At 46.5% G+C, this 12903-nt stretch carries 7 protein-coding genes and 5 tRNA genes; 2 read left to right on the top strand and 10 right to left on the bottom strand.

Annotation, left to right across the window (positions count from 1 at the left end; translation table 11 throughout):
• The 8 genes from nadE to EDC45_RS07060 form a co-directional block, all read right to left on the bottom strand.
• Nucleotides 1–777 carry an NAD(+) synthase gene (nadE, locus tag EDC45_RS07095; RefSeq protein WP_133544913.1) on the bottom strand — a complete coding sequence of 259 codons (777 nt, stop codon included), beginning with the start codon at nt 775–777 and terminating at the stop codon, nt 1–3.
• An 11-nt stretch (nt 778–788) separates the two neighbouring features.
• Nucleotides 789–1901, bottom strand: a complete 1113-nt coding sequence (locus EDC45_RS07090; RefSeq protein ID WP_208107255.1) for a nicotinate phosphoribosyltransferase — start codon at nt 1899–1901, stop codon at nt 789–791.
• Between the two features lie 285 nt (nt 1902–2186).
• Nucleotides 2187–2261 (bottom strand) — tRNA-Gln (locus tag EDC45_RS07085).
• Between the two features lie 27 nt (nt 2262–2288).
• Nucleotides 2289–2371, bottom strand: a tRNA-Leu gene (locus EDC45_RS07080).
• A 13-nt stretch (nt 2372–2384) separates the two neighbouring features.
• Nucleotides 2385–2459, bottom strand: a tRNA-Gln gene (locus tag EDC45_RS07075).
• 24 nt (nt 2460–2483) lie between these two features.
• Nucleotides 2484–2566: transfer RNA gene (locus EDC45_RS07070), tRNA-Leu, on the bottom strand.
• A gap of 8 nt (nt 2567–2574) precedes the next feature.
• A tRNA-Met gene (locus EDC45_RS07065) sits at nt 2575–2651 on the bottom strand.
• Nucleotides 2652–3641: 990 nt separating this feature from the next.
• A complete protein-coding gene (locus EDC45_RS07060) occupies nt 3642–4784 on the bottom strand; it encodes a 5-methyltetrahydropteroyltriglutamate--homocysteine S-methyltransferase (protein ID WP_133544911.1) in 1143 nt (380 codons plus the stop codon).
• 403 nt (nt 4785–5187) lie between these two features.
• Between EDC45_RS07060 and EDC45_RS07055 the strand changes: the two genes are divergently transcribed.
• The gene (locus EDC45_RS07055; protein WP_133544909.1) at nt 5188–6030 is read left to right on the top strand and encodes a DNA ligase; all 843 of its coding nucleotides are present in this window, start codon (nt 5188–5190) and stop codon (nt 6028–6030) included.
• An 8-nt stretch (nt 6031–6038) separates the two neighbouring features.
• On the opposite strand, the gene uvrD is transcribed toward EDC45_RS07055, so the two are convergent.
• Nucleotides 6039–8219: a DNA helicase II gene (gene uvrD, locus EDC45_RS07050; RefSeq protein ID WP_133544907.1), complete on the bottom strand. Its 2181-nt coding sequence runs from the start codon at nt 8217–8219 to the stop codon at nt 6039–6041.
• A 349-nt stretch (nt 8220–8568) separates the two neighbouring features.
• Nucleotides 8569–9426: a formate dehydrogenase accessory sulfurtransferase FdhD gene (gene fdhD / locus EDC45_RS07045; protein ID WP_133544905.1), complete on the bottom strand. Its 858-nt coding sequence runs from the start codon at nt 9424–9426 to the stop codon at nt 8569–8571.
• A 423-nt stretch (nt 9427–9849) separates the two neighbouring features.
• Here fdhD and fdnG point away from each other — a divergent pair, with 423 nt between their 5' ends.
• Nucleotides 9850–12903 carry a formate dehydrogenase-N subunit alpha gene (fdnG, locus tag EDC45_RS07035; protein ID WP_166635113.1) on the top strand — a complete coding sequence of 1018 codons (3054 nt, stop codon included), beginning with the start codon at nt 9850–9852 and terminating at the stop codon, nt 12901–12903.

The raw sequence follows: 12903 nt of genomic DNA, 5'->3' as shown, positions 1-12903 counted from the left end.
TTATTCGGCCTTTATCTCGTTATTTGCCTTAGCCCGTTGCTCAAAAGCGGAAAGGGACAAAGGCGCCGGGGCTAAGCGTCTTTTATGATGAGAGCGGTTATGCCAGAAATCAATTTGCCGCTGCGCCTCGGCGGAAACCCTTTCTCCGCGCAAGAAAGCATCTATCTCGGCATAGCTCACACCCATTTCAGTTTCATCCGTTTGCCCCTGCCACAAGCCGGCACTGGGTGCTTTCTCCATTATCTGCGCCGGTACCCCTAATAATTTTGCCAGCTGATATACCTGCTCCTTACGCAGGCCTAACAAAGGTGCTACGTCCACGCCGCCGTCGCCGAATTTCGTAAAATAGCCGGTCAGCCATTCTGCCGCATTATCGGTACCGACCACAATCGCCCGATGACTTTGCGCATAGGCGTAAAGTGCGGTCATTCTGAGCCGAGCCTGAACATTACCGGCGATCACATTCTGTCGTTCCGCCTCTTGGTTAAATAAGGCGGCCATAGATTGCATAAAACCCTCATATAAGGCTGAAATCGACAACTCCATAACCGGGCAACCGGCACTTTGAGCTACCGCACGGGCATCTGCAATATCCTGTGCCGAAGTGGTAGGGGAAGGTAAAATCAGCCCTTGCACCGGCGCAGAGGTACGCACCAGCAAATGTGCCGCCAGCGCGGAATCAATACCGCCGCTGATCCCCAGTACATAGCCTTCTGCCGCATATTCCCGACGTTGTTGCTCCAGCCAATCCACTAAATAATCAATATAATTTTGCATCTGTTTTCCTTTTAAATTAACGGAAACTCCACCTGACTGAGGCGTGGATTATCATTATATTGACGCCCCTCTTTCGCCTGTGCTTTACCGTTCAACAACACGCAATCTCCGGTAAAACCGATATTGACTTTCAGTAAACTCGAGCCTACGCCATAAGAATCCACCGGAGCGTTCTGCTGTTGGAACTGGCGGATTTTATCTGCATCAAATCCGCCGCTGACAATAATTTTCACATTGGGAAAACCGGCCTGATCCAAATGCTCGCGTAAAAGCCGAATCAGTCGTACGTTAGTTCCGCGCAGATCCTCGCGTCCAAATTCATGGCGATTATTCAGAAAATACTGATCCACCATATTAGCCGCCGTATCCACCCGCACCCCATATAATTTATCGCCGAAATGACGAGCCACCTTAAGACTGTCGGCAATAACATCATTATGATAATCCACTAGCGCGACCAAATTATCCTGCGGAAAGGTGGCCACATAGGCTTCGCAGGCTTTAATAAGATCCCCATCAAATAACTGGATCAGCGCATGAGGCATGGTACCCACGCCGGCCTTACCCCACCATTCGTTCATGGCGTGAGTGGCCTGTGCCGCTGCCCCTCCGATATAGGCGGCATAACCGTCGCCCGCCTGCTGAGAAAAGTGATCGTCCCGATCCCCCATAAAAATCACCTGCTTATCACCGGCGGCCTGAACAACATTGTAAACATGGGTGGCTACCGAGGTGCGGCGTGCCAATACACCGTCAATAATCCCTTCTAAATAGCCGAAATCCTCATAATATCCTTCAATTGTTAATACGGTTTCGAAAGGACTGATTTTATCCCCGTCGTGCAAAGCACAGATCTTAAGCTCGCCGGGATTAGTTGCGAAGCTGTGCAATAATGCGATGGCCTCGTCAATTCCGCATAAAATCGCCTCTTTTTTCTGAAAGAACTGCATGGTAACCCTCTGCTTCGGCCGCTTTTGTTTGATGATTTCGGCGGTCTTCAGAAAATAAACTGCAGAAAACCAACCGCTCTTTACGCGCGGATCAAATTTAAAGGTACGGTTTGTCAAACGGGTGATTTTACCCTGGCGTTTTAATTCGAACTCTTTTTCTGACATAGCTGACATAGACATAAACTGACTCAAGAAAACAAATTTACCGAAAAAATAAATAGTATTTGCTACAAAATACAGAAGCGATTGACAAAATTACGCCATTCAGCGCAAAAATCAAGTGAAATGATAAAAATATATTACTTTTATCGCTATGCCATTCATTATGGAGGGGGAAAATGCTATACCTAAGCTACTTTAACCCTAAAATCGAAAACAGAAAGAAAAAACCTATAGGGTTGCAGCAAACTAAAGGGAATAAGTCTAAGTAGAAATAAAATATAAAATGAAGAATACAGATGGCTGGGGTACTAGGATTCGAACCTAGGAATGCCGGAATCAGAATCCGGTGCCTTACCGCTTGGCGATACCCCATTTGCAGAAGCTATAAAGCTAATGAAATGGTGCGGGAAGAGGGACTTGAACCCACACGCGTAAGCGCCAGAACCTGGATCTGGTGCGTCTACCAATTTCGCCATTCCCGCACGAAATTTCAGATGGCTGGGGTACTAGGATTCGAACCTAGGAATGCCGAGATCAAAACCCGGTGCCTTACCACTTGGCGATACCCCAATTATCATATTGCAAGCTGATGAATGGTGCGGGAAGAGGGACTTGAACCCACACGCACAGGCGCCAGAACCTAAATCTGGTGCGTCTACCAATTTCGCCATTCCCGCACAAAATTTGGTGGCTACGACGGGATTCGAACCTGTGACCCCAACATTATGAGTGTTGTGCTCTAACCAACTGAGCTACGTAGCCATTTACCAATTTTTTGCGTTACCGTCATCGGCTTTGCGTGGCGTATTATGCGCATATCGCCTTGAGGCGTCAACTACTTTTTCAAAAAAAAACGTTTTTTTTAATTGTTCGCATAGAGATTAAGCAATTTGATTTTATTTTAAACCGCTGCGGATATTATCTATACAAAACCCCGGATTTATCGGCGCTTAGCGCAATTCTCCCCCAGCGAACGAGCAAAAACATAAAGCCCATGCTGATGACTGATAAATACCTTCTGCAGAAAGGGAGCTAAAGATTGTCGGTGAGATTATGGATAAGTTTTTTTGAAGATTTTTGATTTGAAAAGTTCATTTTTAGCATAAATTACAGTGAAAGCGATAAAATAGCGTCCTTGCTCTAAATTTCATCCTTGTAAATTCGGTTCAGCAAACCTGCTCGAATAAATGGCTTATCTCGCTAAACCTAATATTTCCGCCGTTCCGACACGGGGTAACTCATTGTAAAATATCGCTTAAACGACAATTTATGCCCGGATTCAAAACCTGGGCAATCATATATTCACCTTGTATTTTTATAAAGTAATCTTTGTGAAATTTGTGATCCAGATCAACAAATTTTGTTAATTTTTACATTTCGCAACACAAAAATAACCTTTATATCTATTTTGGTTTTCAACAAGTTATCATTTATAACCCGCGCAGATCATTATTATTCATAAAAAATTATTTTTATTTCACTCAAAATAACGAAGCAAGGCATTTAATCCGTAACGAAGATTTCTCAATACTAGTGAAAGCCTTTTGATTTCCCCTCATACGGGCTCTAGGCTCCGCTCCCTAAACGAATAAACCTCTGCTCAAGCTCCGAAATTTAAAATAGCTCAGCCTATCCCCGCCATCTAGAATTTCCATTCAGCTTATTTTCTTCATCTATGCCGGGTAGAGAAACTTTTGCACAAAAAAAGCGGAAGTACAGCTATGCTTCCGCCTGTTCGTAGCAAATAAAAGCTTATTCGCCCCAAACTTCCTTAGCAATATCGCGAATAAAGCTCAGCTTATCCCATTGTTGCTGCTCGGTTAAAATATTGCCCTCTTCCGTCGAAGCAAATCCGCACTGCGGGCTTAAACAGAGTTGATTAATGTCCACGTACTGAGTTGCTTCTTTAATACGCTGGATAATTTCATTCCGATCTTCCAGTTGCCCGTCTTTGGAGGTTACCAATCCCAGCACTACTTGTTGATCTTTAATAAAACGCAGCGGTTTGAAATCACCGGAGCGATCGCTGTCATATTCAAGGAAGAACCCGTCTACGCGACAATGACCGAATAGGGTTTCGGCTACCGGCTCATAACCGCCGGAAGAGAACCAAGTGGAACGGAAATTACCGCGACAAATATGCATAGTTACCGTCATATCCTCCGGTTTTCCATCAATAACAAGATTAATCATTTCGACATAATCCCGGGCCAGAGCCTGCAAATCAAACCCGCGAGCCTGATAAGCGGCGCGTTTCTCTTCGGAACAAAGCTCTCCCCAGCTGGTATCGTCCAGTTGCAGGTTACGGCAACCCAGTGCATAGAATTTCTGTAATGCGCTGCGATAAGCCTGCGCAATGTCCTCCAGCAGAAGACGGTTGTCCCGATAGCGCTCAATAGGTTCATAATCCGTCGCCCGTACGGTACAGATCAAATGCAGCATCGAAGGTGAAGGTATGGTGAATTTTACCGGATAATCACCGGCGATTTCCTGCAAGGAACGATAATGTTCTAAAAACGGATGATTATCGGGGAAGCTGATCTTATCGGTGATTTTTAAGGTTTTCGGACGTACGCTATGGTGCTTGAACTGAACCGAAAATTTTTCCGAATCCACCTCATCCACACCGCCTAAGGCAGCCAGAAAATCCAGATGCCAGAAGGTACGGCGGAATTCGCCGTCGGTTACGGCATGCAAGCCGACGGATTTCTGATGTTGAACCAACTTATTAATTTCGCTGTTTTCCACTGCAGTTAAATCAGCACAGCTGATATCCCCGCAACTACATTGTTGGCGTGCCTGTTTTAAGCCTTCCGGGCGCAGGAAACTACCGACGATATCAAAACGATAAGGGGCTTTAGTACGAGGTTTGGCATTGGGAAATAATTGGCTCATGTGGTGTTCCTTTATTATTTGTTGATTTATTGTGAAAAATATTAACTCAAAATGATTCTAACAAATATTTCATATTATTTTTATGAAAATTATTCAGCCCCTTAAGTAAAAATATTCATAACAAAGAAGCCAACCTTATATCCCTTCAATCAGACAAGGAACGGAGAAATAACGGACAGCCTCGGCATATAAAGGGATCGAGAAAAAAATCCCGTTGTTTTCCACCGCTCTTTTTATACTTCCCCTTTTCCTCAGCCGTTAGCGCTGCAATTTTTTATCCTTTATAACCTCATTCTGCCTGAGTATTCCGATCCTGCTCGGAAAATGCAGGCTAACCTCTCCGCACCTAAAACAATATAGCCATAATCCACTTATGCGTTAACCATATAAAGGAAAAATACCTATGAAAAAGCTGCTATGCGCCTTGCTTGTTTTACTCTCCCCCCTTATTTATGCACGGGGACCGGAATTAATGCTGCTGAGCGAATATCAACAACAGGATATTCGCGGTTGGACAATGAGTGAAAAACTGGACGGAGTGCGGGCTTACTGGGACGGTAAACAATTATTCGGACGCAGCGGCCTGCCTTTTGTCGTCCCGGATTATTTTACTCAGGACTTTCCCCCCTTTGCTATCGACGGAGAACTTTTCTCGGCGCAGCTAAACTTTGCCGAAATATCTTCAATCAGCAGAAGCTATCAGGATAAAGGCTGGAATAAATTAAAACTCTATGTTTTCGATGTGCCCGAGGAAAAGGGGCCGTTGCCCCGCCGTTTAGATAAGCTTGCCCAATACCTGGCACAGTATCCCGCCATTCCGGTACGAATTATCGAACAAATCCCAATCCGCGACCGACAGCATATGTATGAGTTTTTACAGCGGATAGAAAAGCGCGGCGGCGAGGGCATCGTGGTACGTAATCCCGCAGCGCCCTACGAAGCTAAGCGCAGCAATCAGATCCTAAAACTGAAAACGGCCGCCGATGAAGAATGCCGGGTAATCGCACATCATAAGGGCAAAGGACGATTGGCGGAAATGCTGGGGGCGCTGAGCTGCAAGAACGAAAGAGGAACCTTTCGCATAGGTTCCGGATTCAGTGATGAAGAACGGCGTAATCCGCCGCCGATAGGCAGCCTGATCAGCTATAAATATCGCGGTTTAACCAATAAAGGCAAACCGCGCTTTGCCACCTTCTGGCGGATAAAAGAGGAAGAAAACCGACCGCACTTTCCACAGGCGGAATAAACTTATTGTTATAATTTATCCAGTTTAGCCAGATGCGCGATCAACCATTTTATGCCCTGCCCCTGAAAGGCTATTTGCAGGCGAGTATTGTTATCACTGCCTTCCACATTAATAACGGTTCCGTTGCCGAATTTCGGGTGCTTCACTTTTTGTCCGCTGCGCCATTCTTTCTCTTCCGGCGCCGCCGCTATCGGCGCCCCTGCTACCGATTGATTATAAGCACGGGTAACAGTACCGCGCAGGCGTACCGAAAGGATACATTCCTGCGGTAATTCGGCAATAAAACGGGAAGGAATATGCCGCTCTTCTTTGCCGTATAAACGCCGGCTTTCGGCATAGCAAAGGGTAAGTTTCCGTTGAGCGCGAGTAATCCCCACATAAGCCAGACGTCGCTCTTCCTCCAGACGTCCCGGCTCTTCCAGCGACATAAAGCTAGGGAAAATGCCCTCTTCCATTCCTACGATAAAGACACGGGGAAATTCCAGTCCCTTGGCGGAGTGTAAGGTCATCATTTGCACACAGATATCATGCGGCAATGCCTGTTCCTCTCCCGCTTCCAGCGAAGCATGGGTTAAAAATGCGGTCAGCTCGGTCATATCCGCCGAATCTTCCGGACAAATAAATTCTCGTGCGGCGGAAACCAATTCCTCCAAGTTTTCAATCCGCACTTCGCCTTTTTCACCTTTCTCCTGTTTATACATTTCATACAGGCCGGAATGCTGAATGACAAAATCCGTTTGGGCAAAAAGCGGCATTTCCGCCGTATCCCGATCCAGGCCGGCAATCAATTCACAAAAGCGTAACAGTGAAGTTGCCGCTCGTCCCGTCAGCATATTTTCACTCGTAGCCACTCGGGTTGCCTGCCAAAGGGTAATATTACGTTCACGGGTCAAATTTCTGAGAACTTCCAGGGTTCGTTCACCGATACCGCGTGCCGGCGTATTGATAACCCGCTCGAAAGCGGCATCGTCGTCCCGGTTCGCAATCAGGCGTAAGTAAGCCAGCGCATCTTTGATTTCCTGACGTTCGAAGAAACGCATACCTCCATAAATTCGGTAAGGAATCTGCGCCCGTATCAATGCCTCTTCCAATACCCGCGACTGGCTGTTACTTCGATATAAAATTGCGCAGTCGCTAAATTGACCGCCGTCCTCCAGCCAGATTTTAATCTGTGCGGAAACAAATAAAGCTTCATCCAGCTCGTTAAAAGCGGCGTAAATTCCCACCGGCTCTCCCGCCTCACCATCGGTCCAGAGTTCCTTGCCGAGGCGGTTGCTGTTATTGGCGATAAGCTGATTTGCACTTTGCAGGATATTAGCGGTTGAACGGTAATTCTGTTCCAAACGAATGGTTTTTGCTTGGGTGAAATCCTGCAGAAAATGCTGAATATTTTCAATCTGCGCTCCGCGCCAACCGTAAATGGATTGATCGTCATCGCCGACAATCATGACCTTACCGCTATCCCCCGCCAACAGTCGAATCCAGGCGTACTGAATTTTATTGGTATCCTGAAATTCGTCTACCAATAAATGTTGAAAACGTTGACGGTAGCGTTGCAGAATCACCGGTTTTTTAACAAAAAGCTCATAAGCGCGCAGCAGGATTTCAGCAAAATCCACCAGACCCGCCCGATCGCAGGTATCCTGGTAAATACGGTAAATATTGATCCATTCCCGTTCCTGGCGGTCGTTATGATCATCAATTTGATGAGGGCGCAATCCCTCGTCTTTTTTATTGTTGATATACCAACAGGCCTGCTTCGGCGGGTACATTTTTTCGTCATAGTTATGCAGTTTGAGCAGGCGTTTTAGCAGACGCAACTGATCTTCGCTGTCCAAAATTTGGAAATCGCGCGGTAAATCCGCATCCGGATGATGGGCTCGTAATAAGCGATGGGCGATGCTGTGAAAGGTTCCCACCCACATGGAGAAAATCGGCTGATTGGTGTAATCGGATAAGGTACGTTCGATACGTTGGCGCATTTCCGCAGCGGCTTTATTGGTAAAGGTTACCGCCATAATACTGCCTTCGGAAACCTGCTTGACAGCGATTAACCAAGCGACGCGATGAGTTAACACTCTGGTTTTCCCGCTTCCCGCACCGGCCAGAACCAGATAATTGCCCAAAGGTGCGGCCACCGCCTCGCGCTGTCGCTCATTTAATCCGTCAAGTAATTCCGAGATTTCCATTAAATAACTGCTCTTATATCTGTGTATTTTTACAGGTAATTATAGAGGCTTTTTATATGAGGAACAAGTTACAAAACATCATCTCCGCCCGTAAGAGAGAAAAGCGGAACATTTTTTAACCCCATATGGATAACTGACAAAGGGCAAAATTCCTTTATCGCCTCACTCTTTATAGTTCTGCAGAGGGAGGATATTGCGGAAAATCGGCCCAAATTAAAAATTCGAATTTTTTAACCGCACTTTTTAGGCACTGACTCTTCGCCGTCCATAGCCGCCAATATCCACTTCAGCTAAGCGACAAAAAGGAGATAAGCGACAAAGGGTATAATAATCGTTATACCCTCTGCTCTCAGCATGTTTTATTGAATTGCAACCGCTCCGCTCCAGTGTAAACCGTAGCCCGCCCTTCTCTGGCAAAACCGATAAGGGTCAGTTCACTTTCTTGCGCCATTCTAACCGCCAGATCCGTAGCGGCGGAAATCGCCGCCAGCATTTCAATACCGCAGGTAACGGTTTTTTGCACCATTTCATAGCTGGCGCGGCTGGTTACCAAAATAAAGCCTTGCGGTCGTTCGGCCTTGGCATGCCAACCCAATAATTTATCCAGCGCCACATGGCGTCCGACATCTTCTCGGATTGCTTTAAGTTCGCCGCCGGGGCTGAAAAAAGCAGCGGCATGAGTAGATCCCGTTTGTTTGCCCAGTTCCTGCGCCCGATACAAAGCCTCCAAACATTGATCCAGCAAATTCGGATCAAAAGACAAAGTGCGGTCTAATTTGGCTAATTTTTTGGTTACCTGCTGCAGCTGTTCGGAACCGCAGATCCCACACCCGGTACGCCCGGCCATAGTACGGCGTTTATCCTTCAAACGGACAAAGCAACGGGTTGCCAGCTCAATTCGCACCTCGATTCCCTGACAGGTTTCTTCAATATCGATCCCGTAAATGTCCGAGGGTTTATCAATGATTTCTTCCGCCAGAGAAAAACCAAGCGCAAAATCCTCCAGATCTTTCGGGGTTGTCATCATAACCGTATGGGAAATATCGTTATAAATAAGTGCCACCGGCACTTCTACCGCAAGGTTCTCTTGTTTTTGGTTAAATTCAAATGATAAATTTTGCAAATCATCATGTTTTTCATTATGAAAATGTTTTTTATTTGTTAATTTTTTGAAAAGAAATATTGCTTGTTTTGTGATCTCTATCAAAATTTTTTTCCTTAATCCACATGATTAGTTATAGATTTACACACAAAATATAGGTATCCTACACGAGATTTATAATCTGTTCATTTGTACTCAGCCTATCTGATGTTGATTATAATATCGCACTTAGTCTTATATGGTAAGTAAGTAATTTCAGGCTTGCCGACCAGTTGTCATTACTGCAAGCTGTATTGCCGGGATGTCTAACTTATTTATCATAGGGGCGCGGCCTTCATGAAAGGTAAAAGACGGAAGCATACGGCCTTATTCATTATTCATTGAATCGTATAATTTCATATCTCCGCCTGATCGACGTTAACATCTTCCGTTGTCAACGCCGATATCCGCCGCCCAAAACGACTGCATGAGTATTAGCTATTTTTTACTACCATATTATTCAATTTTTGTTGGATTAAGGAATTGTCTATGCAGGTCACGAGAAGAAAATTCTTTAAGATCTGTGCAGGTGGAATGGCGGGAACATCGGCCGCGGTACTGGGCTTTGCTCCGGTTAACGCACTGGCCGCCCCGCGCGCTTATAAACTGTTGAACACTCAAGAAGTACGAAACACTTGCACATATTGTTCCGTCGGTTGCGGTATGCTATTACATAGCTTGGGGGATACCGCTAGAAACGCCAAACGTAAACTCTTTCACATCGAAGGCGATCCCGATCATCCGGTAAGCCGCGGCGCACTTTGTCCGAAAGGTGCCGGTGCACTGGATTATGTAAACAGCCCGAATCGTTTACGCTATCCGGAATATCGCGCTCCGGGCTCAGACAAATGGGTACGTTTAAGCTGGGAAGAAGCCTATCAGCGTATCGCTAAATTAATGAAAGAAGACCGCGACGCTAACTTTCAGGAAAAAAATGCCGCCGGTGTTACCGTAAACCGCTGGTTGACCACCGGTATGCTTGCCGCTTCCGCCGCAAGTAACGAAGCCGGTTTATTAACCCAGAAATGGGCCCGTTCTTTAGGAATGCTGGCATTAGATAACCAGGCGCGTGTTTGACACGGACCAACGGTAGCAAGTCTTGCTCCAACATTTGGTCGCGGTGCCATGACAAACCACTGGTGCGATATCAAAAATGCCGATCTGGTCGTGGTAATGGGCGGTAATGCCGCCGAAGCGCATCCGGTCGGGTTCCGCTGGGCAATGGAAGCGAAAATCCATAATAAAGCCAAAATCTTGGCCGTGGATCCGCGTTTTCATCGTACCGCTTCAGTGGCAGATTTTTATGCGCCAATCCGTTCCGGTTCGGATATTACTTTCCTTTCCGGGGTAATCAAATACCTTCTGGATAACGATAAAATTCAGCATGAGTATGTAAAACACTATACCAATGCCACTTTCCTGGTTGATGAGGGCTTTGCTTTTAATGAAGGGCTGTTTACCGGCTACGACGAAGCAAAACGCAGCTACGACAAAAAAACCTGGAATTATCAGTTCGACGAAAACGGCTACGCCAAACGTGATATGAGTATGCAGCATCCGCGTTGCGTCATCAATTTGTTGAAACAGCACGTTTCCCGCTATACGCCGGAAATGGTGGAACGCATCTGCGGTACCTCGCAGAAAGATTTCCTCTATTTCTGCGAAGAAGTGGCGAAAACCGCCGTACCTGATAAAACAATGACTATTCTGTACGCATTAGGCTGGACTCAGCATTCCGTCGGCGCTCAGAATATCCGCACCATGTCGATGATCCAGTTATTACTAGGCAATATCGGTATGGCCGGAGGCGGGGTAAACGCATTACGTGGCCACTCCAATATTCAGGGGCTGACCGATCTCGGTTTATTGTCGCAAATGTTACCGGGTTATATACGTCTGCCGCATGAAAAGGAAACCACCTACGAAGACTTTATTAATGCGGTTACACCGAAATCCACTCTGCCTAATCAGGTCAACTATTGGCAAAATACGCCGAAATTCTTTGTCAGTATGATGAAGTCTTTCTACGGCGATAAAGCGACCAGAGAAAACGGTTGGGGATTTGACTTCCTACCGAAATGGGATGCGGTGTACGATGTGTTACGCTTCTTCAGTATGATGGACGAAGGTAAAGTCAACGGTTATATCTGCCAGGGCTTTAACCCGGTAGCTTCGTTCCCGGATAAAAATAAAGTTGTACGTTCACTAAGCAAGCTGAAATTCCTAATCGTCATGGATCCTTTGGCGACCGAAACCGCCACTTTCTGGCAAAACCACGGTGAGATGAACGATGTGGACAGCGCCTCGATTCAAACGGAAGTTTTCCGTTTGCCGACCACCTGTTTCGCCGAAGAAGACGGTTCTATCGCTAACTCCGGTCGCTGGTTGCAATGGCACTGGAAAGGTGCGGATCAGCCGGGAGAAGCCTTACCGGACGTAGATATTCTGGCCGGTATCCGTGAAGCCATGCTTGAGCTTTATCACAAAGAAGGCGGCAGAGGTATCAAACCTTTTGAAGCCATGAGCTGGAATTATAAAGCGCCGCATACGCCAACACCGGCGGAACTGGCACAGGAAAATAACGGTTTTGCCTTAGCTGATCTGGTTGATGAGAAAGGTAATGTCATCGTCAAGAAAGGGGAATTGCTAAGCAGCTTCGCCCAACTGCGCGATGACGGTAGCACCGCTTCCGCCTGCTGGATTTACTCCGGTCAATGGACGCCGAAAGGTAACCAAATGGCAAACCGCGATAATTCCGATCCGTCCGGATTAGGTAATACCTTGGGCTGGGCATTCGCATGGCCGCTGAACCGACGTATTATTTATAACCGTGCATCGGCGGATATTAACGGTCAGCCTTGGGATAAACATCGTCAGCTAATCAAATGGAACGGTAAAAACTGGAACTATATCGATATCGCCGATTACGGCACTGCCGCACCTGGTACCGATACCATGCCGTTTATTATGCAGCCGGAAGGGGTCGGACGTCTGTTCGCTCTGGATAAAATGGCGGAAGGTCCGTTCCCAGAGCATTACGAACCTTTCGAAACTCCGTTAGGTACCAATCCGTTGCACCCTAATGTGGTTTCAAACCCTGCGGCCCGAGTCTTTAAAGATGATCTGGCTCAAATGGGTAAAGCGGAAAGCTTCCCTTATGTGGGAACGACCTATCGTTTAACCGAGCATTTCCACTTCTGGACCAAGCATGCGTTACTCAACGTTATCGCTCAGCCGGAACAATTTGTGGAAATCGGTGAAAGCCTAGCCGCAGAGAAAGGTATTAAGCAGGGCGATTATGTCAAGGTCAGTTCAAGCCGCGGTTATATTAAAGCGGTGGCTGTAGTAACCAAACGTCTGAAAGCCCTTAAAGCGGACGGTAAAGATATTCACCATATCGGTATTCCGTTGCACTGGGGCTACGAAGGCGTCGGTAAAAAAGGCTATATCGCCAATACACTGACTCCTTTTGTCGGCGATGCGAACTCTCAGACACCGGAGTTTAAATCTTTCCTTGTGAATATCGAACGTGTGGAGGCATAA

Source organism: Mesocricetibacter intestinalis (genome assembly GCF_004363295.1).
Lineage (GTDB): Bacteria > Pseudomonadota > Gammaproteobacteria > Enterobacterales > Pasteurellaceae > Mesocricetibacter > Mesocricetibacter intestinalis.
The sequence above is the reverse complement of the archived record's forward strand: the minus strand, read 5'-3'. Positions and strand labels throughout refer to the sequence as shown.

Excerpts from the sequence above, each read along its gene's own strand:
- nadE (WP_133544913.1), bottom strand. The coding sequence starts at position 777 with ATGCAAAATTATATTGATTATTTAGTGGATTGGCTGGAGCAACAACGT.
- EDC45_RS07090 (WP_208107255.1), bottom strand. The coding sequence starts at position 1,901 with ATGTCAGCTATGTCAGAAAAAGAGTTCGAATTAAAACGCCAGGGTAAA.
- EDC45_RS07060 (WP_133544911.1), bottom strand. The coding sequence starts at position 4,784 with ATGAGCCAATTATTTCCCAATGCCAAACCTCGTACTAAAGCCCCTTAT.
- EDC45_RS07055 (WP_133544909.1), top strand. The coding sequence starts at position 5,188 with ATGAAAAAGCTGCTATGCGCCTTGCTTGTTTTACTCTCCCCCCTTATT.
- uvrD (WP_133544907.1), bottom strand. The coding sequence starts at position 8,219 with ATGGAAATCTCGGAATTACTTGACGGATTAAATGAGCGACAGCGCGAG.